Origin of the sequence: Microbacterium pumilum (assembly GCF_039530225.1) — a bacterium.
GTDB classification, from domain to species: Bacteria; Actinomycetota; Actinomycetes; order Actinomycetales; family Microbacteriaceae; genus Microbacterium; species Microbacterium pumilum.
In genome coordinates this window covers 3,677,513-3,702,421 of sequence record NZ_BAAAOH010000001.1, presented here as the reverse complement: position 1 = coordinate 3,702,421, position 24,909 = coordinate 3,677,513, and the positions used below count along the sequence as shown (strand labels likewise).

General features: G+C 68.5%; 23 protein-coding genes. 14 read left to right on the top strand and 9 right to left on the bottom strand.

Annotated elements, in window-relative coordinates; translation table 11 throughout:
• Positions 1–5 precede the first annotated feature (5 nt).
• The 4 genes from ABD188_RS16650 to groL all read left to right on the top strand — a co-directional run bounded on the left by ABD188_RS16650 (position 6) and on the right by groL (position 3,107).
• On the top strand, positions 6–257 hold the full coding sequence (locus ABD188_RS16650; protein WP_344064861.1) for a DUF3263 domain-containing protein: 252 nt from the start codon (positions 6–8) through the stop codon (positions 255–257).
• A gap of 57 nt (positions 258–314) precedes the next feature.
• Positions 315–884: a LytR C-terminal domain-containing protein gene (locus ABD188_RS16645; RefSeq protein WP_344064858.1), complete on the top strand. Its 570-nt coding sequence runs from the start codon at positions 315–317 to the stop codon at positions 882–884.
• Positions 885–1,018: 134 nt separating this feature from the next.
• Entirely contained in the window at positions 1,019–1,222 is a 204-nt protein-coding gene (locus tag ABD188_RS16640) for a cold-shock protein (protein ID WP_292829120.1), read from the top strand.
• 256 nt (positions 1,223–1,478) lie between these two features.
• Positions 1,479–3,107: a chaperonin GroEL gene (gene groL / locus ABD188_RS16635; protein WP_344064849.1), complete on the top strand. Its 1,629-nt coding sequence runs from the start codon at positions 1,479–1,481 to the stop codon at positions 3,105–3,107.
• Between the two features lie 64 nt (positions 3,108–3,171).
• Here groL and ABD188_RS16630 read toward each other — a convergent pair whose 3' ends face one another.
• From ABD188_RS16630 to ABD188_RS16615, 4 genes are all read right to left on the bottom strand, one after another.
• Positions 3,172–3,459 carry a WXG100 family type VII secretion target gene (locus ABD188_RS16630; protein ID WP_344064847.1) on the bottom strand — a complete coding sequence of 96 codons (288 nt, stop codon included), beginning with the start codon at positions 3,457–3,459 and terminating at the stop codon, positions 3,172–3,174.
• 153 nt (positions 3,460–3,612) lie between these two features.
• Positions 3,613–5,256 (bottom strand): sensor histidine kinase, encoded by a 1,644-nt coding sequence (locus tag ABD188_RS16625; RefSeq protein WP_344064844.1) that lies wholly within the window; start codon positions 5,254–5,256, stop codon positions 3,613–3,615.
• A gap of 149 nt (positions 5,257–5,405) precedes the next feature.
• Positions 5,406–6,098, bottom strand: coding sequence for a response regulator transcription factor (locus ABD188_RS16620; RefSeq protein ID WP_344064840.1), 693 nt, complete (start codon positions 6,096–6,098; stop codon positions 5,406–5,408).
• Positions 6,099–6,157: 59 nt separating this feature from the next.
• Entirely contained in the window at positions 6,158–6,835 is a 678-nt protein-coding gene (locus tag ABD188_RS16615) for a helix-turn-helix transcriptional regulator (RefSeq protein ID WP_344064837.1), read from the bottom strand.
• Positions 6,836–6,968: 133 nt separating this feature from the next.
• Here ABD188_RS16615 and ABD188_RS16610 point away from each other — a divergent pair, with 133 nt between their 5' ends.
• The gene (locus tag ABD188_RS16610) at positions 6,969–8,186 is read left to right on the top strand and encodes an NAD(P)/FAD-dependent oxidoreductase (RefSeq protein WP_344064834.1); all 1,218 of its coding nucleotides are present in this window, start codon (positions 6,969–6,971) and stop codon (positions 8,184–8,186) included.
• Positions 8,187–8,236: 50 nt separating this feature from the next.
• Here ABD188_RS16610 and ABD188_RS16605 read toward each other — a convergent pair whose 3' ends face one another.
• The 3 genes from ABD188_RS16605 to ABD188_RS16595 are packed head-to-tail and all read right to left on the bottom strand — an operon-like array spanning position 8,237 to position 11,926.
• On the bottom strand, positions 8,237–9,892 hold the full coding sequence (locus ABD188_RS16605) for a DNA repair helicase XPB (RefSeq protein WP_344064830.1): 1,656 nt from the start codon (positions 9,890–9,892) through the stop codon (positions 8,237–8,239).
• 48 nt (positions 9,893–9,940) lie between these two features.
• Positions 9,941–11,656: a helicase-associated domain-containing protein gene (locus ABD188_RS16600; RefSeq protein WP_344064827.1), complete on the bottom strand. Its 1,716-nt coding sequence runs from the start codon at positions 11,654–11,656 to the stop codon at positions 9,941–9,943.
• Complete coding sequence (locus ABD188_RS16595) at positions 11,657–11,926, bottom strand: multidrug ABC transporter ATPase (protein WP_344064824.1); 270 nt, start codon at positions 11,924–11,926, stop codon at positions 11,657–11,659.
• Positions 11,927–12,037: 111 nt separating this feature from the next.
• On the opposite strand from ABD188_RS16595, the gene ABD188_RS16590 reads away from it, so the two are divergent.
• The gene (locus ABD188_RS16590; protein ID WP_344067183.1) at positions 12,038–12,421 is read left to right on the top strand and encodes a cold-shock protein; all 384 of its coding nucleotides are present in this window, start codon (positions 12,038–12,040) and stop codon (positions 12,419–12,421) included.
• A complete protein-coding gene (locus ABD188_RS16585; protein WP_344064821.1) occupies positions 12,405–13,220 on the top strand; it encodes a DUF3027 domain-containing protein in 816 nt (271 codons plus the stop codon). The genes ABD188_RS16590 and ABD188_RS16585 overlap by 17 nt, the downstream gene beginning before the upstream one ends.
• A 5-nt stretch (positions 13,221–13,225) precedes the next feature.
• Here ABD188_RS16585 and ABD188_RS16580 read toward each other — a convergent pair whose 3' ends face one another.
• A complete protein-coding gene (locus tag ABD188_RS16580) occupies positions 13,226–13,900 on the bottom strand; it encodes a TetR/AcrR family transcriptional regulator (RefSeq protein WP_344064818.1) in 675 nt (224 codons plus the stop codon).
• Between the two features lie 20 nt (positions 13,901–13,920).
• Complete coding sequence (gene serC / locus ABD188_RS16575; RefSeq protein WP_344064815.1) at positions 13,921–15,033, bottom strand: phosphoserine transaminase; 1,113 nt, start codon at positions 15,031–15,033, stop codon at positions 13,921–13,923.
• Between the two features lie 147 nt (positions 15,034–15,180).
• Here serC and ABD188_RS16570 point away from each other — a divergent pair, with 147 nt between their 5' ends.
• The 7 genes from ABD188_RS16570 to ABD188_RS16540 all read left to right on the top strand — a co-directional run bounded on the left by ABD188_RS16570 (position 15,181) and on the right by ABD188_RS16540 (position 24,907).
• The gene (locus ABD188_RS16570; RefSeq protein ID WP_344064812.1) at positions 15,181–15,882 is read left to right on the top strand and encodes an iron-dependent transcriptional repressor DtxR; all 702 of its coding nucleotides are present in this window, start codon (positions 15,181–15,183) and stop codon (positions 15,880–15,882) included.
• A gap of 212 nt (positions 15,883–16,094) precedes the next feature.
• Positions 16,095–17,033 (top strand): M23 family metallopeptidase, encoded by a 939-nt coding sequence (locus tag ABD188_RS16565; RefSeq protein ID WP_344064810.1) that lies wholly within the window; start codon positions 16,095–16,097, stop codon positions 17,031–17,033.
• Positions 17,034–17,336: 303 nt separating this feature from the next.
• The gene (locus ABD188_RS16560; RefSeq protein WP_344064807.1) at positions 17,337–17,834 is read left to right on the top strand and encodes an HNH endonuclease; all 498 of its coding nucleotides are present in this window, start codon (positions 17,337–17,339) and stop codon (positions 17,832–17,834) included.
• Between the two features lie 89 nt (positions 17,835–17,923).
• Positions 17,924–18,487: a cysteine hydrolase family protein gene (locus ABD188_RS16555; RefSeq protein ID WP_344064804.1), complete on the top strand. Its 564-nt coding sequence runs from the start codon at positions 17,924–17,926 to the stop codon at positions 18,485–18,487.
• 110 nt (positions 18,488–18,597) lie between these two features.
• Positions 18,598–19,380, top strand: a complete 783-nt coding sequence (locus tag ABD188_RS16550; RefSeq protein WP_344064801.1) for a hypothetical protein — start codon at positions 18,598–18,600, stop codon at positions 19,378–19,380.
• A 1-nt stretch (position 19,381) separates the two neighbouring features.
• Positions 19,382–21,097 (top strand): DNA polymerase Y family protein, encoded by a 1,716-nt coding sequence (locus tag ABD188_RS16545; protein WP_344064798.1) that lies wholly within the window; start codon positions 19,382–19,384, stop codon positions 21,095–21,097.
• A 117-nt stretch (positions 21,098–21,214) separates the two neighbouring features.
• The gene (locus tag ABD188_RS16540; RefSeq protein WP_344064795.1) at positions 21,215–24,907 is read left to right on the top strand and encodes an error-prone DNA polymerase; all 3,693 of its coding nucleotides are present in this window, start codon (positions 21,215–21,217) and stop codon (positions 24,905–24,907) included.
• Positions 24,908–24,909: the final 2 nt, after the last annotated feature.

Below are 24,909 nucleotides of genomic sequence, written 5' to 3'. Positions count from 1 at the left end.
AGCGGGTGCCCCTCACTGATCGCGATCGCGCCATCCTCGCCTTCGAGGGCGAATGGCGTCGCCACGCGGGTGCGAAGGAAGAGGCGATCCGCTCAGACCTCGGGATGTCGCCCGCCCGGTACTACCAGCTGCTCGGGCGTCTCATCGACACCGCGGAGGCACAGGAGCACGACGCGATGCTCGTGAAACGCCTCCGCAGGCTTCGCGACGCGCGGCGAGAGCTGCGCCTCAGCCACGCCTCCGGCGACGCCGGGTAGCCGGCGCCCCGGCCCGGCGCACGAAAGCGCCGGGCGGCGGCCCGGTAACATCATCTGGTGCCGAAAACGACCTTCCCGCGGGATCGCTTCGACGACCTTCCGGACGCGGGTCGAGTCGGCGCACACCGTGCCGAGAACCCCCGCATGCGCGCCTGGGTCGTGCTGCTTTGGGCGGCGGTGGCGACCATCGTGCTGGTCGTGCTCGGGATCTTCGGCACACTCCTGGCCTCTGGCCGCATCGAGCTCTTCCCGACTCCTCAGCCCACGGTGACCCCGGTGCCGACCGTCGAGCCGGTGGTGGACACCTCGTACGAGGTCGTCATCCTGAACGCGACCCCGCAGGACGGCCTGGCGACGCAGATGAAGGATGTCGTCGTCGCGGCGGGCTGGCCCATCGACAACGTGCTCGCGAGCGAAGCCGGATCGGATGACTTCCCCGAGACGACCGTCTATTACCTCGCGCCGGAGGACCAGGCTGCCGCGGCGGGTCTCGCCGGCGTCATCGGTGGCGCGCTCGTCGTGCAGAGCGACACGTATCAACCCGCCGACCCGGCCGTACCGCAGCTGACCGTCGTCATCGGGCTGGATCGGACGGCGGCCGGGGCGACTCCGACGCCCGCTCCCTGACGACCCGCGCGACGCCGTGTTTCCAGTCGGTAAAACTTGGGCGCACGTATGTCAACAGTTGGTTTCCTAGCCCTTGGGCGGCTTTGCGGCGTGCCTACGATGAAGCCTGTCTTCAACCGCAACAGGAGATTCGTATGACCCAGGGCACCGTCAAGTGGTTCAATGCCGAGAAGGGTTTCGGGTTCATCACCGTGGCCGATGGGCAGGACGTCTTCGTCCACTACTCCAACATCGACATGTCAGGATTCCGCGTCCTCGAAGAGGGCCAGACGGTCGAGTTCACGGTCGGCGCCGGCCAGAAGGGCCCGCAGGCCGAATCGGTTCGCGTCGTAGCCTGAGTCGCTCAGCGTCGTAGCCGGAGTCGCCCCGCCGAGGGCGACATCCCTCCCGTGCCACCGCACCCCACCGACGTGGTGCGGTGACCGGCATGCAACCGGAAGGTCGACCCGTCCGCACAGGGCGGTGGCGGTGCCTTCCGTGTCGCACCGCGTCCTCGCGGCTTGCACTCGATAGGGGCGAGTGCCAGAATGGATTAGCACTCACTCCTGTCGAGTGCCAATGACCATCGCTTACGTCCGGGAGGGACGAACACATATGGCAAAGATCATCGCTTTCGACGAAGAGGCCCGTCGTGGCCTCGAGCGCGGCCTGAACATCCTGGCTGACGCCGTCAAGGTGACGCTCGGCCCCCGCGGTCGCAACGTCGTGCTCGAGAAGAAGTGGGGCGCCCCCACGATCACGAACGACGGCGTCTCGATCGCCAAGGAGATCGAACTCGACGACCCGTTCGAGAAGATCGGCGCGGAGCTCGTCAAGGAGGTCGCCAAGAAGACCGACGACGTCGCCGGTGACGGAACCACGACGGCCACCGTTCTGGCTCAGGCGCTCGTGAAGGAGGGCCTCCGCAACGTGGCCGCCGGCGCGGACCCGATCTCGCTCAAGAAGGGCATCGAGAAGGCCGTCAAGGCCATCACCGACCAGCTGCTCGAAGACGCCCGGGAGGTGACCTCGAAGGAGGAGATCGCCGCGACCGCTTCCATCTCGGCCGCTGACCCCACGATCGGCGAACTCATCGCCGAGGCGATCGACAAGGTCGGCAAGGAGGGTGTCGTCACCGTCGAGGAGTCGCAGACCTTCGGCACAGAGCTCGAGCTCACAGAGGGCATGCGTTTCGACAAGGGATTCATCAACCCCTACTTCGTCACCGACCCCGAGCGCCAGGAGGCGGTCTTCGAGGACGCCTACATCCTGATCGCGAACCAGAAGATCTCGAACATCAAGGACCTTCTGCCCATCGTCGACAAGGTGATCCAGGACGGCAAGGAGCTCGTCATCATCGCGGAGGACGTCGATGGTGAGGCGCTCGCGACTCTCGTGCTCAACAAGATCCGCGGCATCTTCAAGTCGGCGGCCGTCAAGGCTCCCGGCTTCGGGGACCGTCGCAAGGCGCAGCTGCAGGACATCGCGATCCTCACGGGTGGCCAGGTCATCACCGAGGAGGTCGGTCTCAAGCTCGAGAACACCACCCTCGACCTGCTCGGCCGTGCTCGCAAGGTCATCATCACCAAGGACGAGACCACGATCATCGAGGGTGCCGGCGACTCGGCTCAGCTCGAGGGTCGCGTGACTCAGATCCGCCGCGAGATCGACAACACCGACAGCGACTACGACCGCGAGAAGCTCCAGGAGCGTCTTGCGAAGCTCGCCGGCGGCGTGGCCGTCATCAAGGCGGGCGCGGCCACCGAGGTCGAGCTGAAGGAGCGCAAGCACCGCATCGAAGACGCCGTTCGCAACGCGAAGGCGGCCGTCGAGGAGGGCATCGTCCCCGGCGGTGGCGTCGCACTCATCCAGGCCGGCAAGATCGCCTACGAGACCGAGGCCATCACCAGCCTCGTCGGTGACGAGGCCACGGGCGCGAACATCGTGCGTGTCGCGATCGAGGCTCCGCTCAAGCAGATCGCGCTGAACGCGGGTCTCGAGCCGGGCGTCGTCGCGAACAAGGTTGCCGAGCTTCCCGCGGGTCACGGCCTCAACGCCGCGACCGGCGAGTACGGCGACCTCTTCGCGCAGGGCATCATCGACCCGGCGAAGGTCACGCGCTCCGCGCTGCAGAACGCCGCGTCGATCGCCGCGCTGTTCCTCACGACCGAGGCAGTCGTCGCCGACAAGCCCGAGAAGGTCGGGGCTCCGGCCGGCGACCCGACGGGTGGCATGGACTTCTAAGTCCAGATAGAGCACAGAACGGATGCCCCGGCCCTTTGGGTCGGGGCATCCGTCGTTTCCAGCGTCAGCGGAAGAGGTTCGCGGTCGCCAGCTCGGCCTCGGCGTACTGACGCCCTGCCACGCCGAGCGCCGTGTTGATGCCGGCGAGCGAGTCTTCGACCTGGCGCTGCGTCGCACGCCACTGATCCACGATGCTCTGGAACGCCACCGACGCCGATCCGGTCCAGGACGCCTGCAGCTGTGAGAGGTGGCTCATCATCGCGTTGGTCTCGTTCTGCAGGCGATCGATGGTGCCGCGGACTGCGGCGGTGGTGGCGAGGACGGCGTCGCTGTCGACGGAGTAGACGGCCAAGGGAGGCTCCTTCGAGTCAGTCGGGCGGCCGGATGCCTGACCCGCTGTTCCGAAACGCTAGATGCGGTGCTGCTCGGTGCCGCGGCATCCGTCGTCCACGGTGTAGACCTCCACGGCGGGACGGGCTGGGGAGGAGAGGTGAACTGGGTGGTGTCAGTCGCCGTCGCTGAGCGTCAGGCGCTCGATCGGCTGGGTCTCGAGATGCAGGTGCTCGGCGGCATCCCGTTCGTCGACGAGGGGGAAGCCGACTCGGAACGTCGCGCCACCGCCCGGAGTGTCGAGGACGGCCACCGAGCCGTGCAGGGCCTCGATGATCGACAGGACGATCGACAGCCCGAGGCCGGTGCCGCCGGTCTCGCGGGCGCGCGACGTGTCGGCTCGCCAGAAACGCTGGAAGATCTTCTCCTTGATCGGGTCGGGGATGCCCTCGCCGTGGTCGACGACCTCGATCCACCCCATCCGCGTTCCGAAGTCGACGCCGACCCGCAGCTCGATGGGGGAGTCCTCCGATGTGAAGCGTCGCGCGTTGCCGAGGAGGTTGGCGACCACCTGCCGGATCCGGTTTTCGTCGCCGTGCACGATCGGCGCCGCGAGCCCGGTGGCGAAGCCCTCCTGCTCGCCGAGCTCGACAGGCGTCAGCCGAGGGAACTCGTTCGCCCCTGTCACGTCGCTGGCCGACACCGGGCGCGGCCGACGGCGCAGCAGCGAGAGGGTGGCGCCTCCGGCGCGGGCGATCGCCGAGGGCGCCGACGGTGCGCGCCGCTTTCCCGGCGGCTCGGCCGGGGGGGATGGGACGGGAGCGGGTTCGTCGTCTTCGAGCGTCGTGTCGATGACGGTGACCTGACGCAGGGGGGATGCGGCGCGCACATCGAGCGCGGCATCCCGTGCCACCGGCCGCAGATCGACAGGACCGATCACGACATCCCGCCGCTCGTCCAAACGCGCGAGGGCGAGCAGGTCCTCCACAAGGAGGCCCATCCGGATGGCCTCCTTCTCGATGCGGTCCATCGCCTGGTGGATGTTGTCGTCGCCGCTGATCGCGCCCATCCGGTAGAGCTCGGCATAGCCGCGCACCGTCACGAGAGGGGTGCGCAGCTCATGGCTGGCGTCGCCGATGAAACGGCGCATCTGGCGGACGGTGGCGTCCCGCTGCGAGAGGGCGGCGTCGACGCGGTCGAGCATGGCGTTGATCGCCCGCTTGAGACGCCCGACCTCGGTCTTCATCGGCTCGATGTCGGTCATGCGCTGGCTGAAGTCGCCGGCGGCGATCGTCATGGCGGTCGACTCGACCTGCCCGAGGCTTCGGAACGTGAGGGTGACCAGCCAGCGGGTGAGGAATGCGCTGCCGATCAGGATGACGAGTGCGAGCAGGCTGTAGATGCCGATGTACTGCGCCACGACCTGATTCGTAGGAGCCAGGGGGAGGGCCACGAGCTGCGTGTAGTTGTCCCTCACACCGGCGACCTCGATCAGGTCGATGCTCGCATGGTAGGGCGCACCTCCCGCGGAGCTCGGAATCGGGAACGGCGACGTTCCCTGTGTCACCGTGTTCTCGACGGTCTTGCTCTCGGGGAAGATCGGGTCGGGGGCTCCGCTTCCACCGGCGCTCGCCAGCAGAGCCCCGTCGGGGCTGTACACGGCGACGAAGTAGCTCGTGGGCGCGGCGGTGCTGTCCGGGATGAAGTAAGCCTGACCGTCGACGACTCTCACCGTGAAGAGCGGGGTTGTCACATCCGTGCCCACCAGCTGAACGAGCTGGGCATCGACGCTCGCGATCAGCGCGTTGCGAAGGAACACCGCCGTGCCGAGCCCCGCGGCGATGAGCCCAACGGCCAGCAGGGTGACGGTGACACCCGTGACCTTGGCGCGCAGGCTGATGCCGCGCCACCAGCCGGTGACCGCATCCGTCTTCTTCGCCAGAGCAGCCCCCTCGGATCGGCCGCCGCTCAGGCGGTCTTGCCCGCTTTGAGCATGTAGCCGAAGCCGCGCTTGGTCTGGATGAGCGGCTCGGAGGAGTGCGGATCGATCTTGCGGCGCAGGTACGAGATGTAGCTCTCGACGATTCCGGCGTCTCCGTTGAAGTCGTACTCCCACACGTGGTCGAGGATCTGGGCCTTCGACAGCACGCGGTTGGGGTTCAGCATGAGGTAGCGCAGCAGCTTGAACTCGGTGGGGCTCAGGTCGATCGAGACATGGCCCACGAGCACGTCGTGCGTGTCCTGGTCCATCGAGAGTTCACCGGCGCGGATCATCGACTCTTCGTCGGCTTGCATGGTGCGCCGCAGAATCGCCTGAATGCGGGCGACGATCTCGTCGAGGCTGAACGGCTTCGTGACGTAGTCGTCGCCGCCGGCGTTGAGGCCTGTGATCTTGTCCTCGGTCTCGTCTTTGGCGGTGAGGAAGAGGATCGGCGCGGTGTATCCGGCACCGCGCAGCCGCTTGGTGACGCTGAACCCGTTCATGTCGGGGAGCATGACGTCGAGGATGATCAGGTCCGGCTCCTCCTCGAGGACTGCCGAGATCGTCTGAGCGCCGTTCGACACTGCTTTGACCTGGAATCCTGCAAATCGGAGGCTCGTGATGAGCAGGTCGCGGATGTTCGGCTCGTCGTCGACGACGAGGATGCGAGGTGCGGTCATGGTGCCATTATGGCGAGGTATCCCATCACCGCGCTGGATATCCGGCGGAGCGGCCGGACTCAGGCCGGCGAGCCGGCCCGTGCCGGTGGACGCACCACGACGCAGCACCGTCTCTCGGAAGGCTCGAGCGTGGGGATCCGCTCATCGCCGGTCGCGTCCACCACGCCCTGCAGGAGAGCGAGGTTCGCACCGCAGACGAGTGGGGTGTGACGCGCGGCCAAGGCGTGGAAAGGGCAGTTCTCGAGAGTGATCGCGCTCCCGCCGTCTTCGGCCGGGGCGTATCCGCACGCGACGAGGGCGTCTTCGAGGGTCCCGCCCGCATGGCCAAGGGCGAGCCCCCGTTCGTAGGCCTCCGCGCCGAGAGCTTCGCGCGCGGTGATGCCATCGCGCTCGGCGCGCTCGATGGATGCCGCCAGGAGCTCGCCGGCGAATTCGTAGTGTCGCTCCGGAACGCTCCCCATGACGTCGACCTGCGACGCGCGGTACAGCTTCGTGGGTCTGCCTGCTCCGGGCCCGGAACGTCCACTCAGTCGCCGGTGCTCGACGGTCAGGAGGGCCACCTCGACCAGGCGTTCGAGGTGGAACGCCGCCGTGCTCCGCGGCACGCCCGTGGCCTGTGCCGCCTCATCGCGGGAGACGGGGTGATCGGATGCCGCGACCAGACGGTAGAGCGCACCCCGAAGCGGGTCGCTCAATACGCCGACGGCTTCCACGCGGTTGACGGCGATCGATTCCATGTGGCGAGCATATCTCTAAAACGACGGATCTTGACAAAAGAGACCGCCGGATCTATCGTCGGAGCACCCACAGCAAGGGGTGCCACCCTCCGCGCGCATCGGGTGGGAGTGGCGGATCCATCGAGGAGGAGCCGTGTCGCACATCGTGATCGTCGGCGGGGGAGTGGCCGCCGGAAAAGCCGCCGAGACGCTGCGCAAGGACGGTTTCGCCGGCGATGTGACGATCGTGGCCGCTGAGCCGCATCCGCCATATCAGCGCCCACCGCTGTCGAAGGGCTATCTGGCGGGCGAGGAGGGTCTGGATGCAGCCGTCCTCCATCCCGCCCCCTGGTACGCCGACCGCGACATCGAGCTGCGCATCTCCACGACGGCGACCCGGCTGGACCCCGTCGCGCATCGGCTCGAGACCGACGGAGGCATGCTCGCGTACGACGCGGTGCTCGTGGCGACGGGCGCATCACCTCGTGTGCTGCCTCTCGAGGGACACGACCTGCAGGGTGTGCAGACGCTCCGGCGCCTCGAGGACTCGGACACGCTGGCCGCCGAGCTGCGTGAAGGCGGGAGGCGGCTCGTCGTGATCGGTTCGGGGTGGATCGGGATGGAGGTCGCGGCGACCGCGCGGACGCTGGGGAATGAGGTCACCGTGCTCGAGCGCGACCCCGTGCCGCTGGCGCTCGCGGTGGGCCCCGTGATGGGTGAGGTGTTCCGTCGCCTCCACATCGAGAACGGCGTGGATCTGCGCACCCGCGTACAGGTGGAGCGGATCGTCGGTCATGGTCGCGCGGCGGGCGTCGTCGTCGACGGCGAAACCGTGCCTGCCGACCTCGTGCTGATCGGAGTGGGGGCGGTGCCGAACACGGCACTCGCCGAGGCGGCCGGAATCACTCTCGACAACGGCATCCTCACCGATGCCTCACTGCGCACGAGTGCGCCGGACGTCTACGCAGCGGGAGATGCGGCGAACGCCTACCATCCCGTCATCCAGCGGCACCTGCGCAGCGAGCACTGGGACAACGCGCGCAGAGCGGGTGCCGTCGCGGCTCGCGTGATGATGGGCGCCGACGCGGTGCACGACGGGATCCCCTACTTCTACACGGATCAGTTCGATCTGGGCATGGAGCTGTCGGGCTATCCGCCGCTCATGAAGGATGCCGAGCTGCTGATCCGCGGTGATGTCGAGGGGCGGGAATTCATCGCATGGTGGGTCGACGATGGCCGAGTCGTCGGCGGGATGAATGTGAACGTGGGGGGCGTTCAGAAAGCCATCAAAGAACTCATTCGAACCGGTGACCGCGTCGACGGGGGCGCCCTCACCGACACCGACGTCCCGGTGGACAGTCTGCTCCGATGACTCGTCAGGGTCGGGCGAACCGGCGAGCCTGCTCGCGGAAGCCGGGTTGATCAGGCCGCGATCCCGTCCGCGTCCAGGATCGTGTAGCTGTAGCCCTGCTCGGCGAGGAATCGCTGACGGTTCTGGGCGAAATCCTGATCCACCGTGTCGCGCGCAATCAAGGTGTAGAAGCTCGCAGTGTTGCCGGATTCCTTCGGCCGCAGCAGGCGTCCGAGACGCTGCGCCTCTTCTTGCCGCGAGCCGAACGACCCCGACACCTGAATGGCGACGGATGCCTCGGGCAGATCGATCGAGAAGTTCGCGACCTTCGACACCACGAGCAGAGAGATCTCGCCCACCCGGAAGGCCTGGTACAGCACCTCGCGCTCGTCGACGGGCGTCGCGCCCGTGATCTTCGGCGCGTCGAGCGCCTCGGCGAGCACATCGATCTGGTCGAGATACTGCCCGATCACCAGGATCCGCTCGCCCCTGTGGCGTTCGACGAGCTGTCGCACGACCCCGATCTTCGCGGGTGCGGTCGCCGCGAGGCGGTAGCGCTCGTCGTCGGCCGCGGCGGCGTACTCCAGCCGGTCGCCGGCCGGGAGATCGACCCGCACCTCGTAACAGACGGCGGGCGAGATGAAGCCCTGGGCCTCGATCTCCTTCCACGGCGCGTCGAAGCGCTTGGGTCCGATCAGGCTGAAGACGTCGCCCTCGCGGCCGTCCTCGCGCACGAGCGTGGCCGTCAGACCGAGTCGCCGCCGCGCCTGGAGATCGGCGGTCAGCTTGAACACCGGTGCCGGCAGCAGGTGCACTTCGTCGTAGACGATGAGACCCCAGTCCAGGGCGTCCAGGAGTGCGAGGTGGGCGTACTGGCCTTTCCGCTTCGCTGTGAGGATCTGGTAGGTCGCGATCGTGACGGGCTTGATCTCTTTCATCTGGCCCGAGTACTCGCCGATCTCTTCGGCGGTGAGAGACGTGCGCTTCAGCAGTTCATCGCGCCACTGACGGGCGCTCACGGTGTTGGTGACGAGGATGAGCGTGGTGGTCTTCGTCTCAGCCATGGCGCCCGCGCCGACGAGCGTCTTCCCCGCGCCGCACGGCAGCACCACGACCCCGGAGCCGCCCTCGGTGAAGATGTCCACCGCCTGGCGCTGGTAGGGCCGCAGCTGCCATTCCGACTCGTCGAGCTCGATCGGATGCGGCGTCCCCGGCGTGTACCCCGCGCGATCCTCTGCGGGCCAGCCGATCTTGAGCAGCTCCTGCTTGATGTGGCCACGGGCCCAGGCGTCGACCACGTACGTGCCGGGGGAGGGCTGGCCCACGAGCAGCGGCTGGATGCGCTTGTTCTTCGACACCTCGGCGAGAACCGCGGCATCCGTCGATCGCAGCACGAGAACGCCGTCACCATGCCCGGCGACCGAATCGCGCTCGATCACCAGACGCCCATAGCGCCCGACGGTCTCGCGGATGTCGATCGAGACCGATGGCGGCACCGGGAACCGGGTCCATCGGTCGAGCGTCGCAAGCATGTCGTCGGCGTCATGGCCGGCGGCCCGTGCGTTCCACAGGCCCAGCCGGGTGATGCGGTACGTGTGGATGTGCTCGGGCGCACGTTCGAGCTCGGCGAAGATGGCGAGCTCGTGTCTCGCGCTCTCCGCATCCGGATGGGCGACTTCGAGCAGCACCGTCCGGTCGCTCTGCACGATGAGGGGACCGTCAGCCATAAGGATCGATCCTACCCGGGCAATCCGTGCGCAGGACCGGGGCTGCCGTCATGCGGCGTGGACGCTGACGATGCTCGAGACGGGCAGCGTCCGCTCGATGTCGGCTCCCTTGTCGCGCCCGCGCAGACGCCCGCCGCCCAGCCCGGAGGCCTCGAGGGTGAACGTGCGCTCGCTGCCGTCCGGCATCCGGACCACGACGATGATCGCTGCGCGGGCGCGCACCGCCTGCTCCAGCTCGCGACCGAGCCACGCCGCCTCGCCGTCGATGCTGTGGCCTCCGCGCAGGATCCCGATGAGGCGCGCGTAGACGTCGCGCGGATCACCGGGTGCGGTGCTCGGGGACTTCGAAGCACGCCGGTGCTGGGGCTCGGGCGTGCCCGACGGACCGATCGCGACGACGGGGTAGCGAGCATCGGCAAGGGACCAGTACACGGCCTCTCGGGTGACCCGCGAGACGAGGGAATCACCGTCATGCACCAGGCCCAGCGGGCGCAGCGCCTGGTCGACGGCGATGGTGTCTAGCAGGCCGCGCTCGGGGCTCTCGACGCGCGTTCGATCCGTGGCGACGTCGACCCGCACTCGCACGAGACCGTGGCGAGCAGCGGTGCTCTCGATGAGATAGTCCAGCGGCTGCGGGATGCCGGTGAGCGAGATCGTGGCGAGGAATTCGCGGATCGACTGGGCAGTCTCGCCTTCGGTCATGCCCGCGCCGAGCGAATCGCCCGTGAAGCGGTAGGTGGATGCCTGTGCGCGAGACTCGCGCCGGGCGATGCCGCGCAGGCGCAGGTCGAGATGAGGGGCTAGCGGCCCCGGCGCGATCGCCGTGAGGTCGGCCTGCAGGTAAACGCGATCGATCTCGGGAGGCAAGTGGGCCGTCAGGGGAGCGGGATCGGGATTCTCGCCGGTTCGCAGCGCGACGGTCCACGGCGGCTCGGCGCCGTCGGCGTCGAGCAGGCCCCACAGTTCAGCGATGCGCCGCAGGCGTGCCGCGCGCGCCGGCCACTCCGAGTCGAGCGGGTAAGCGCGCGGCCAGTACTCGGCGCCGGCGAACCCGCCCGACGCCGTGCGCAGGCCCTCGGGCAGCGCGGCACGGAAGCCCTCCGCGACCGTGGTCCACCGGTCGGCCGTCGCCGACTCCAACCATCGCTCGCCGGCCTCGGTCACGACCCACTCGCGCTCGAGTGGCCGCGTGAGGCCGGCCGCGGAGGCGGACTCGACGAGGTCTTCGAGTTCTTCGGGAGATCCGACGGCGCCGGCCTCGATGAGGCGCTTGCGGTCTGCCGCGCTGATGGCGCCCGCACCGGTGCGCGCAAGGGGCGTATGGAGGCAGGCCAGCAGCACATCCGCCAGTGCGCCCGACGTGGTGAACGCCTTTTCGGCCGCCGCGGCGGCGGATGTCTCGCCGGATGCACGCGGATGATCGGTGAGCGGCTCGCCGGCGATCGCGTCCGGCCGCTCGCTGATCAGCGCGGTGAGACGATCGACCACCGATGCGAGCGGCCGACCGTCTTGACCCAGCAGCGCGAGCGAACCGAGGTGCTTCGATGGACCGGGGTCCCCGTTTGCGAGTGCCGCGAGTTCACGGCCGGGCAGCCGGCTGAGTGCGCGATCGAGGGATGCGGGATCCAGCAGGCCTTCGGCGGCGTCGAAGAAGTCGTGCCAGCCGATCGACGGTGAGACACCGCGATCGGCGAGGAGGCGTGCCAGAGCGACATCATCGCGCTCGGCCAGCCAGGTCGCTAGGGCACGCTCGTCGGAGACCACTCAGTCCGCTCGGTTGGCCCGAGCCCTCCGGACGAAGCTCATGATCAGCAGCGCGATGATCATCAGGAAGGCGATCGGCAACGCGATCAACGGGAACACGACCACGAGGGGCCAGATACCTTCGGTGAAGTCGGTCACGCCGGCAGGGCGCGCGATGACGATCGCGAAGAAGCATCCGATCGCCACCACGGCGAGGCCGAGCGACATGAATGCGAGGACGCGGTCGATCCGGCGCACGGGCGGGACCGCCCCGGGAGTGGGATTGCTCATCCGGTTCAGCCTATCGGTCGGTACGCCTTGCCGTAGGCTGGGGGGAGGGGATCAGTCGTTCTCTGTTCCGTCATGCCCGCAGACAGCGGTGCGATCCACAGCGAGGTTTCGATGCCCACCGGCAAGGTCAGGTTCTACGACGAGGAGAAGGGTTTCGGCTTCATTGCCGCCGATGACGGCCAGGACGTGTTCCTGCACGCCACCGCCCTGCCCGCCGGCACAGCCGCCCCGAAGCCGGGCACGCGACTCGAGTTCGGCGTGGCCGACGGCAAGCGGGGTCTGCAGGCCCTCTCAGTCCGCGTTCTCGAGGCGCCGGTGAGCCTGGCCAAGCGGTCGCGCAAGCCCGCCGACGACATGGCCATCATCGTCGAAGACCTCGTCAAGCTCCTCGACGGCATCGGCGGGGACTTGCGCCGCGGTCGCTACCCGAGCGGTTCCCACGCCAAGAAGGTCGCTGCGGTTCTGCGCAAGGTGGCGGATGAACTCGACGCCTGATTCGGATGACGCGCCCGATGACGCGGTCGCGGACGACGTGGCCGCGCAGGACGTAGCCGCGCCCGTCGCGGTCGCTGATCCTGCCCTGCTGAACGCACGCGACCTGGCGCTGGCCGCGCTTCACGAGATCACCCCCGCCGCATCCGTGGGCGAACCGGCGGACTACCGCCTCGAGGCCGACGGCGTCGTGTCGCTGCGATTCGAGAACACGCTCGCCGGGTACCCGGGGTGGTTCTGGACGGTGAGCCTCGCTCGCCTCGAGGACGCCGAGCCGACGGTCCTCGAAGTGGAGCTGCTGCCCGGCGAGGGTGCGCTGCTCGCGCACGACTGGGTGCCGTGGACCGAGCGACTCGCCGACTACCAGGCCGCTCAGGCCGCGCTCGCCGAGACCGTGGTCGACGAGACCGACGCCGACGACGCGGATGTCGACCTCGACGACGTCGACGATCTGGATGCCGCCGACTTCGACGACGATGGGTCTCCGATCCTGCACGCGGGCGATGTCGACGGCGTCGACATCGACGAGCTCGACGACTCCGTTGACGTTGACGATGACGATGACTCCGACGACGACGACGACTCCGACGACGAGGACTCCGACGACGAAGAGTTCGACGACGAAGAGTTCGACGAGGACGATTCGGATGACGACGAGTCGGACGTGGAGGAGTTCGAGATCGAGGATGACGACCTCGAGGAGGACTCCGAAGACGCCTCAGACGATTCGGACGACGACGAGCCTGACGAAGCCGACGACGACGAGTACGACCCGGTCGAGGGTGACGACTCCGAAGACTGAGGCTCTCAGTCCTGCGGGCGCGGGAACGGCGGTGCGGGTGCTCGCGTAGTCAGCCGGTCGACCAGCTCGTCCATGACCTTCTCGACTACGCGCGGCATGTCCACGGCATGCGGGTCGAGCAGCCACTGCACCTGCAAGCCGTCCATCAGAGCGATGAGGGCCGTCGCATCGTCGCGCACTTCGCTCTCTTCGGCGTCGCGACCCGCGACCTCCGCGAGCACGCCGGCGATCTTGTCGCGAAGCACGGTGAAGCGGTCGCGGAAGTAGCTCTGCGCGGGGTGGCCCTCGGTGACCGACTCGGCCGAGAGAACGGTGTAGGTCTGGGTGACACCCGGTCGGCCGGTGTTCTCCACCACCGTGTCGAGCATGTGCCCCAGGAATGCCGGGCCCTCGGTCTGCGCGCGACCGGGAACGCCGGCGGCCTCCTGGCCATCGCGGTACTGCAGCATCGCCACCAGCAGGGCTTCCTTGCTGCCGAAGTGGTGGAGGACTCCCGCGTGGGTCATTCCGGCCTGTTCGGCCACCTCGACGAGAGCGCCCTTGTTGTAGCCGCGCTGCCCGAAGACGCTCATCGCCGCGCGGAGCACGTCCTCGCGGCGATCGAGCGTGCGCGCCTGCGGTCTCGGCTGATGCGCCGCCGCGGGCTCCGCCGGAGCGGCCGTGGTCGAGTCCGTCTCCATCGTGATCTCCTCGCTCGATGCTAGAGGCGCTCGATCGTGTAGTCGATGCAGCGGATCAGCTGGCGGACGTCATCCGGTTCGATCGAGACGAACGTCGCCACGCGCAGCTGGTTCCGGCCGAGCTTGCGGTACGGCTCGGTGTCGACGACACTGTTCGCCCGCAGGCTCGCCGCAACGGCAGCCGCATCCACCGAGTCGTCGAAGTCGATCGTGACGACGACCTGCGATCGGTCGGCGGGGTCGGCGACGAACGGGGTGGCGAAGGCGGATGCCTCGGCCCAGTCGTAGAGCGCCTGCGACGACTCGCGCGTGCGGGCATCCGCCCATTGCAGACCGCCCTCGTCGATGATCCACGCGAGCTGCTCATTGAGCAGGAACAGGGTCGCGAGGGCGGGCGTGTTGAGGGTCTGGTTGAGGCGCGAGTTGTCGAGCGCATTCTTGAGGCTGAGGAACTCGGGGATGTAGCGGCCGGACGCCGCGATCCGCTCGATGCGCTCGACGGCGGCCGGCGAGACGATGGCGAACCACAGGCCCCCGTCCGAGCCGAGGTTCTTCTGCGGCGCGAAGTAGTACACGTCCGCCTCGTGGACCGAGAAGTCGATACCTCCTGCGGCGCTCGTGGCGTCGATGACGGTGAGCGCCCCGTCATCGCCGCGCACCCGCGAGACCGGAGCCGAGACGCCGGTCGAGGTCTCGTTGTGCGGCCAGGCGTATACGTCGATGCCGTCGAGTGGCTGCGCCACCGTGCGCGTCCCTGCCGGCACCTCGCGGACGTCGGGTGCCTGCAGCCACGGTGTCTTGGCCGCGGCGGCGAACTTGGCGCCGAACTCGCCGAACACCAGGTGCTGGCTGCGGGCCTCGATGAGGCCGAAGGCCGCGGCATCCCAGAACGCAGTCGAACCGCCGTTGCCGATGACGACCTCGTAGCCGGTCGGCGCGCGGAACAGCTCGGTGACGCGTGAGCGGACCCGGCCGACGAGGTCCTTGACGGGCGCCTGACGATGCGACGTGCCGATGAGCGCGGATCCGCGGCCGACGAGCGCATCCAGGTGCGCCTGCGGCACCTTCGACGGCCCGCAGCCGAAGCGTCCGTCTGAGGGAAGGAGATCACGGGGAAGCTCGACGTGGGGCATGGCTCGATTCTAGGGAGCACGCGATTGCGCCACCGATCCCGTTGCACGCGATGTCGGCGAGGGCGGGGGAGGCGCGCCGCGCAGGCCGTGGCATCCTCCGCACTGGATAGGCTGGAGACACCCCCCAAGAGCCCGAGGATGCCGCGAATGACAGATCTCATCGACACCACCGAGATGTACCTGCGAACGATCCTGGAGCTCGAGGAAGAGAACATCGTTCCGCTGCGCGCCCGCATCTCGGAGCGCCTCGGCCACTCCGGTCCTACCGTGTCGCAGACCATCGGACGGATGGAGCGAGACGGCCTCGTCGTGGTGACGGAGGACCGCTCTCTCGAGCTGACCGGCGCCGGTCGCCAGAAGGCCATCGACGTGATGCGCAAGCATCGCCTGGCCGAGCGACTGCTGTCGGACGTCATCGGTCTCGACTGGGCGTACGTGCACGAAGAGGCGTGCCGCTGGGAGCACGTGATGAGCGAGCAGGTGGAGCGCCGGCTCGTCGAGCTGCTGGGCCATCCCACCGAATCTCCTTACGGCAACCCGATTCCCGGTCTCGACCAGCTGGGCGACGTCCCCGCGGGTGGCTTCAGCAAGGGGGTCGTCGGTCTCGTCCGCCGCCTCAACGACGCGGGCGAGCCGATCACGGGCACCGTGCGACGGCTCGCCGAGCCCGCTCAGGTCGACCCCGAGCTGCTGCAGCAGCTCAAGGGCGCCGGCGTCCTGCCTGGAGCGACGGGCGACTACCGCTACAACGAGGGCTACGTCCTGGTGGAGATGCACGGCAGCGACGAAGGTCTCGAGCTGCCCATCGAGGTCGCGTCGCACATCTTCCTCGTCGACGATCGCGTCTGATCGAGTCGCATCCGGCGAGGCGAGCGGATGCCGCGCGCCGCGTTCCGCGCATGCACAGGCGACTGCCAGTCGGGCGAACGTGACATATTCGTTACCTTCCGGTAGCCTCGAAAAGTCCACTAGGCGAGAAGCCCGCCAACGGATCCCGCGCGAATCGCCTCATCGACTCGTCGTTCGCGTGGTGAAGCCCGCATATCGTGCCCGAACACTGAATGCCGACGAGACAGCGCCACGGCGCAGAGGCGCCGGAGGACCTATTGGCTGAAGCGATCGATTCGCCCGCGAACGATGAAGAGAGCGCCGCGACGAGTCTGACCCGTCGTTCGCGTGCGCGTTCCAGCGTCGCGCGACCCGCGAAAGCGGTGCGCCCCGCGTCTCGTCGCCCGGCGGCGAAGAAGTCCGGCCGTATCGCCAAGCCCATTCGCAGCCTTGCCATCCTGACGATGGTCGGCGGCCTCGTCGCCACGATCGCGATCCCGGCCTTCGGTGCAGCGAGCCCGCAGGACGAAGCCCTCACCGTCCAGCAGGTCGCAGCCGACAACGCCCAATCCCTCGTCGTGGCCTCCGATGCCAGCGCATCCGAACTGACGCGCGAGAGCTACTCGGCGACGACGCAGGAAGAGATCGACGAGAAGAAGGCGAAGGAGGCAGCCGCCGCCGCCGCCGCAGCGCGAGCACGTCAGCTGGCGACCGCCGCCGCTTCCTCTTCTTCTGCTTCGACCTTCTCGGGCGACATCACGCTGGTGTCGCCGGGTAGCGGCGAAGTCCGCTGGCCGCTCCTCAGCTTCATCCAGGGACGCGGACTGTGGGACTCGGGCTACCACCAGGGTCAGGACATGCTGGCTCCCGCCGGAACGCCCATCTACGCCGCAGCAGCCGGGGTCGTCAGGGTCTCGCAGGAGAGCTTCGGCGGGTACGGCGTCTGCGTCACCATCGACCACGTCATCGGCGGCCAGCAGGTCTCCACCCTCTACGGTCACATGACCTACGGCACGCGGCTGGTCCAGTCCGGACAGACGGTGGCCGCCGGCCAGATGATCGGCCAGGTCGGAAGCACCGGCAGCTCGACTGCCAACCACCTGCACTTCGAGGTCCACATCAACGGCTCGGTCGTCGACCCGCTGGCGTGGCTCAACGCCAACGCCGGATAGTTCCCGACACGCCACCGCCTGTTCACAGTCGCGTGTGACCCTCGCGTCTTCGGCGTACGTTAGCCTGAAAGCCGACGCTGAGAGAAGCGAAGGGGAGCCGATGGGCAGCACACCACGCATCCGAACCATGGATGCGCTTGGACGTCTTGTCCTTCGGCATCACACGAGTGGATGCTGCGGCATTGCCGTGGCGTCAAGGCGCTGTCTGTGAGACAGCGCCTTTTTTCATGCCCCTGAGTCCATTTCATCGTCTGGTAGTTCGAATCACCGGGAAGCCGTCCCGGCCGTTCGAGAGGATGAGGAATGCGCACTCTGGTGCTGAATGCGGGCTATGAGCCGCTCGCCGTCGTGTCGTTCAAACGGGCTCTCGTGCTCGTCATGAACGAGAAGGCCGTCATCGTGGAACACACGGACGGCGATCCGGTCTGGGGGACGAGGCGCGCGTACGACCGCCCTGCGGTCATCATCCTGACCAGGTATGTGCGGGTGCCCGGTGGCCGGCACATCCCCGTCACCAGGCGTGGAGTGCTGCGTCGAGACGCTCACCGCTGCGCCTACTGCGACAAGTCCGCGTCGACGATCGATCACGTTCTGCCGCGCTCACGCGGCGGCGCGGACTCGTGGGAGAACCTCGTCGCATGCTGTCTGCGCTGCAACAACGTCAAGGGCGACCGGACCCCCCAGGAGATGAACTGGGACCTGCGGATCACGCCGCGCCCGCCGCGAGGCGTGCAGTGGACCGTTCGCGGAACCGATCGCACCGATCCGCGCTGGGAGCCATATCTCGCCCTCGCCGCGTAGCGGTTCACAACGCCTCGGTCGTTGAGCGAGCGAAGCGAGACGAAACGCCTGTGGTTCTCGACGTCCCCACCCCGTGATGGGATGGGCTCATGACCCGAGCCCTCATCGTGATCGACATGCAGCGAGCCTTCGACGACCTCGACTTCTGGGGCGCGACGACGAACCCCGACTGCGAGGCCAACGTCGCAGGGCTTGCGGCGACGTGGGCCTCGGCGGGTGAGCCGATCGTCGTGGTGCGTCACGACTCCGTTTCGGCGGGATCCCCGCTGCACCCGAGCAATCCGGGCAATGCGCTCGTCGATCCGGTCGCGGCGATCGACCCAGCGCTGTTCGTGACGAAGAACGTGAACTCCGCGTTCTACGGCGACCCCGATCTGCACGCATGGCTCACGGAACGGGCCATCGGCGAACTGGTGCTGTGCGGCATCCAGACCAATATGTGCGTCGAGACGACGGCGCGGATGGCAGGCAACCTCGGTTACGAGGTCACGGTGGTGCTCGATGCGACGCGCACGTTCGATCTGCAGGCGGATGTCGCGGGCCTCGGCATCGTCACGCGCACGGCGGCCGAGCTCATGGCGACGACCGCGCTCGATCTGCAGGCGGGTGGATTCGCCCGCATCGCGACCACCGCTGAGCTGACCGATGCGTGATCACACGCTGGTGAACTCTCGAACATAAGTGTCGGAAGTCTGAGGTAACCTCATCTCCTGCGGTTGACGTGCTAGAACATCTGTTCTAGTCTGTGGAAATGAGGGCGAGCGTGCAACTCACGACATCGCACGCACCAGAGCCGCTCGAGGAACCTGAGCAGTCCGAAGAGATATTGCGGCTGCGAACTCAGCTCGAGCGGGTGCAGGGGCGAAGGCTCGACGCGCCGGTGCTGCCGGTGCATCCTGCGCTGGCCTCGCTGCTTCCAGGTGGGGGATTGCGCCCGGGGGCGGCGTATTCGCTGCCGCGTTCGACCTCGCTGCTGCTCGCCCTCCTCGGCCATCCGTCGCAGTCCGGAGCCTGGTGCGGGGTGGTGGGCATGCCCCGGCTCGGTGCCGAAGCGGCAGAGGGGATGGGGGTCGATCTCTCGCGGCTCGTCCTGATCCCCGATCCCGGTCCCCGGTGGCTCGCGGTCACCGCCACCGTCTCCGAGGTGCTGCCGGTGGTCGCCGTGCGGCCACCCGGTCGCGCTCCGGATGCCGAGGTGTCACGGCTCGCCGCCCGATTGCGCGATCGGGGAGCGGTGCTGCTCGTGCAAGGACCATGGCCCCAGGCTGAGGCGGTGCTCGAGGCCCGAGACCCGGTGTGGACGGGTGTCGGGCACGGTCATGGCTATCTCGACGGGCGTGCGATCACGGTCACATCGTCGAGCCGCCGCTGGCCACGGCCCCGGCAGGAGCGACTGCTGCTTCCGGATGCCGCCGGCGGAGTCGCGGTCGCACCGGCGATCGGCGCAGTCTCGGCGATCGGCACTGTTTCGCGGACGTCGGCGACAGCGCCCGGGCGATTCGCGCAGCCGCGGTTCGAGCCGGTCGCCGCGAGGGCGGTGAGTTGAGATGGCTGTCGAGTCTCCGGCGCGCAGCCTGGTGCTGTGGTTCCCCGACTGGCCGGTCACCGCGCTCACCCGCGATGGTGCGACCCCGTTCGATGCCGAGCTGCCTGTCGCCGTGATGGAGCACAACCTCGTCACGGCCTGCTCAGCGTCCGCTCGCGCCGAGGGCGTTCGCAGAGGGCAGCGCCGACGCGATGCGCAGGCGCGCTGCCCGGGCCTGAAGGTCATCACTGCCGATGCCGCGCGTGATCACCGTGCGTTCGCGCCGGTCGTGACGCGGATCGAGGAGCGCGCCCCGGGCGTGCAGGTGGTGAGACCGGGGCTGTGCGCCCTGCGGGCGCGTGGTCCGTCACGGTACTACGGCGGAGAGGCCGAGGCGGCGCGCGTCCTGCTCGGAGTGCTTCGCGAGTCCGGGCTCGACGGGGTGCGGGCGGGGGTCGCCGACGGCCCCTTCACCGCCGAACAGGCGGCGAAGGCAGCCACCACCGCAGGTGACCCGGTCTTCGTCGTGCCCGCCGGCGGGGCGGCGGGCTTCCTCGCTCCGCTGTCCGTCGCGGTGCTCGAGGTCTCGTCGCTCGGCACCGGCTCGGCGCTCGCTCCCGGTGTCGCCCCGGCAGATCTGGTGGGACTGCTCGCTCGGCTCGGGGTCCATACGCTCGGAGAGTTCGCCGCAATGGCACCCGACCGAGTGAGAGAGCGATTCGGCGAGCGCGGCATCCGCCTGCACGACTTCGCGTCCGGATGCGATTCGCGACCCGTCGAGCCGCGTACGCCTCCTCCCGAGCTCCATCGCGAGGTCGCGTTCGAGCCGCCGCTCGAACTCGCCGACCAGGTCGCGTTCGGCATGCGGATGGCGGCAGATGCATTCATCGCCGGACTCGGCGCCGTCGACCTGGTGTGCACCGAGCTGCGGGTCGAGTTGCTCGGCGACCGGGGCGAGCGCAGCGAGCGGGTATGGCTGCATCCCGGCTCGTTCGACGCCTCGGCCGTGGTCGACCGGGTGCGGTGGCAGCTCGCTGAGGAAGTGGGCGAGCGTCAGCAAGCCGGGGGTTTGGGGCGGAGCCCCATTGGCGCGCGTCAGCAAGCCGGGGGTTTGGGGCGGAGCCCCATTGAGGAGGACCCGCTCCGCAGCGGGGTCGCGGTGGTGCGGATCTCTCCCGAGGCGGTGGATGCGGCATCCCACCATGCTCCGGCGATCTTCGGAGGCGGTCCCGAAGAGCGCGTGCATCACGCCCTCTCGCGCGTGCAGGCGATGCTCGGACACCGTGGCGTCGTCACGCCGGCGATCGGGGGTGGGCGGTGGCTCATCGAACGCCAGGTGCTCGTGCCATGGGGTGATCGGGATGCGCGCGATCGGGATGCCCGCGGCCGGGGCGGACTCGCGGCGCAGCGTGCACGGCCATGGCCGGGGAGTCTGCCCGAGCCGCTGCCGGCAACCGTGTTCGCCGAGCCGATCCCCGTCGAGGTGACGGCGCTCGGAGGCGAGCTCGTCGACGTCGACGAGCGGGGGAACGTGTCGGCGGTGCCGGCGATGCTCGCCGAGGGCGGTCGCCGACGAACGATCGAGGCATGGACCGGCCCCTGGCCGATCGTCGAGCGGGGGTGGGACGCCGCGCGCGCACGTCGCGCGCATCGGTTCCAGGTCGTCGATGCCGACGGCAGCGCCTGGCTCCTGGTCTGCGAGGGCGATGCATGGACGGTCGAGGCGAGCTATGACTGAGGGCGTTCCGTCTCGGTCGCTTCGCTCCCCCGCTCAACGACCGAGCACCGACCCCCGGTCGTTGAGCGAGCGAAGCGAGACGAAACGCGCCGAACCTCCCAGGACGGTGGCTGGCTGATGGGCTTCGACAACCCCTCGGTGCCGTGGTCCGAGATCGAGCGGGTGCTGAGCGATCGCCGGCGGCCGGGCGGTCCACCCGCGGGTGCCGACGGCGGCGACAGTCCCGCGTGGTCGCGCAAGCGCGGACCCTATGTCGCGCCGAAGATCGATCGTCCGGCCGAGGTGATCCCCTATGCCGAACTGCACGCGCATTCGTCGTTCTCGTTCCTCGATGGCGCGTCCTCGCCCGAAGAGATGGCCGAAGAGGCCGAGCGGCTCGGCCTTCATGCGCTCGCGATCACCGATCACGACGGTTTCTACGGCATTGTGCGCTTCGCCGAAGCCTCCGAAACGCTGCAGCTGAAGACGGTCTTCGGTGCCGAGCTCTCGCTCGAGCTTCCCAAGCCGCAGAACGGCGAGCCCGACCCCACCGGTGCGCATCTGCTCGTGCTCGCCCGGGGCGAGGAGGGCTATCACCGGCTCGCCGGCGCCATCACGCACGCTCAGCTGCAAGGGGCCGAGAAGGGACGGCCGGTCTACCACCTCGACGAGCTCGCCGCGCAGGCGGACGGGCACTTCGCCGTCCTGACCGGATGCCGCAAGGGCGCGGTGCGCCGTGCACTCACTGCCGACGGGGCCGATGCCGCGGCGCTCGAGCTCGATCGGCTGGTGCGGCTGTTCGGCCAGGATGCCGTCCATGTCGAACTGATCGATCACGGCAATCCGCTCGACACGCGTGACAACGAAGTGCTCGCCGGGCTCGCCCGGGAACGCGGGCTGCCGCTCCTCGCGACGAACAACGTGCACTACGCGGTGCCGCAGCGGCAGCTGCTCGCCGCTGCGGTGGCGGCCGTGCGCGCGAACCGGGGGCTCGACGAGCTCGACGGATGGCTGCCGGCGCACGCGGGGGCACATCTGCGGTCGGGTGCTGAGATGGCGGAGCGGTTCGTGCGGCATCCGGATGCCGTTGCCCGCACCGTCGCGCTCGCCGATGAGCTCGCCTTTCCGCTGCGGCGTGCCAAGCCCGCGCTGCCGAAGCAGAAGGTGCCGGAGGGACATACTCCGATGTCGTGGCTGCGCCAGATCGTGTGGGAGGCCGTGCCGCGCAAGTACCCCGATCTCACCGAAGACAACCGCAAGCGCATCGAGAAGGAGCTCGGGGTCATCGAGCTCAAGGACTTCCCCGGCTACTTCTTGATCGTCTACGGCATCGTGCAGGAGGCGCGGCGGCGCGGCATCCTGTGTCAAGGTCGCGGCTCTGCCGCCAACAGCGCCATCTGCTATCTGCTGGACATCACGGCCGTCGATGCGATCGCGTACGACCTGCCGTTCGAGCGGTTCCTGTCTTCGTTGCGCGATGAGGAGCCCGACATCGACGTGGACTTCGACTCCGACCGCCGTGAGGAGATCATCCAATGGGTCTATGCGGAGTACGGGCGGGAGCGCGCCGCGCAGGTGGCGAACGTCATCCAGTACCGGCCGAAGAATGCCGTGCGCGACATGGCCAAGGCACTCGGACATTCGCCCGGGCAGCAGGACGCCTGGTCCAAGCAGGTGGAGCAGTGGGGAGCGACGCTGTCCACGGGACCGGAGCACGACATCCCCGACAAGGTCATCGAGTTCGCGTCCGAGCTGCTGAAGGCGCCGCGCCACCTCGGTATCCACTCAGGCGGGATGGTTCTCACCGACCGGCCAGTGGGAGAGGTCGTGCCCATCGAGCACGCGCGTATGGAGAACCGCACGGTGATCCAGTGGGACAAAGAGGATGCCGCATGGATGGGGCTCGTGAAGTTCGACCTGCTCGGACTAGGGATGCTCGCCGCCCTGCAGTACTGCTTCGACATGATCCGCGCTGCCACGGGGGAGGAGTGGGAGCTTGCGACCATCCCGAAGGAGGAGCAGGCGGTCTACGACATGCTGTGCCGTGCGGACTCGATCGGGGTGTTCCAGGTGGAGTCGCGTGCGCAAATGGGTCTCCTGCCGCGCCTGCAGCCGCGGCGGTTCTACGACCTCGTGATCGAGATCGCCCTCATCCGGCCCGGTCCGATCCAGGGTGGGGCGGTGCACCCGTTCGTGCGACGCAAGCTCGGCTACGAGCCGGTGACCTACGCGCATCCCAAGCTCGAGGCGGTGCTCGAGCGCACGCTCGGCATCCCCGTCTTCCAGGAGCAGCTCATGCAGATGGCGATGGCGGTGGGGGAGTGCTCTGGTGAGGATGCCGACCTGCTCCGTCGCGCGATGGGTTCGAAGCGCGGGGTCGAGCGGATCGAGTCGCTGCGCGAGAAGCTCTACGAAGGGATGGCCACGAACGGGCTGGTTGGCGAAGAAGCCGACGCGATCTATGCGAAGATCCAGGCGTTCGCGAACTTCGGGTTCGCGGAGTCGCACTCGCTGTCGTTCGGGCTGCTGGTCTACGCGAGCTCGTGGATCAAGCTGCACTATCCCGCCGCGTTCCTTGCGGGACTGCTGCGGGCGCAGCCGATGGGGTTCTACTCGCCCGCGTCGCTCGTGGCCGATGCGCGTCGCCACGGTGTCGAGGTGCGCCGTCCCGATCTGCACGCGTCAGGCGTCGAGGCGCTGCTCGAGCCGGTGACCCCGGTCGTTGAGCGCCGGCCGGTCCCTGAGCTCGTCGAAGGGTCCGGCGTGGTAGCGGACGCTTCGACAGGCTCAGCGACCGACGCGGAACCCCCGGTCGTTGAGCGAGGGAGCGCAGCGACCGAGCCGAAACGCGCCGAACCCGACCTGTTCGCTGAGCGCCGTCCTCCGGATCAGGAGAATCGACCAAGTAAGGACGTTCTCGGTGGAATCGATCCTGATTTGGTCGATTCTCCTGATTTCGTCGAAGGGCAGGCAGGGGGAGCAGGGGCGGCGGATGCGGGCGAGGCGACCAGGCAAGTGATGCCGCCCACCGGCCTCGACTCGTGCACGCACCGGGTGCAGCCGCCGGTGCCGCCGTTCGACCTGCACGCTCCGGACGTTTCCGCCGACCACCGACGGGACGGCAACCTTGCGGTGCGACTCGGCCTCGCAGGCGTCAAGGGGATCGGCACCGCGGTCGCGCAGCGCATCGTCGCCGCGCGCGATGCGAACGGGCCGTTCCGCGATCTCCGCGACCTTGTGCGGCGTACCGGGCTGACGGCCGCCCAGATCGAGGCGCTCGCGACATCCGGTGCGTTCGAGAGCATGGGACTCACGAGGCGCGAGGCGATCTGGCTCGCCGGCTCCGCCGCGCAGGATCGCGTCGAGTTCCTTCCCGATTCCCTCGTCTCGGTGCAGCCGCCCCTGTTCACCGACCCGACGAGCTACGAGGTGCTCGCCGCAGACCTGTGGGCGACCGGCATTTCGACCGACGACCATCCCATGACGCACTATCGCTCCGGGCTGGATGCGCGAGGGGTGCTCACCTCGCGCGAACTGCGTTCGCACGAGACGGGTCGACGCGTCGAGGTCGCCGGTCTTGTGACGCACCGCCAGCGGCCGGCCACGGCATCCGGCATCACGTTCCTGAATCTCGAGGACGAACATGGCCTCGTCAACGTGATCTGCTCGGTCGGGGTGTGGAACCACTACCGGCGGGTGGTCCGCGATTCTCCTGCTCTCATCGTGCGAGGGATGCTGGAGCGCTCGATCGAAGGAGTGACGAACCTGCTCGCCGATCGGTTCGAAGACCTGAGGGTCGGCGTGCAGCACCAATCCCGGGACTTCCGCTGACC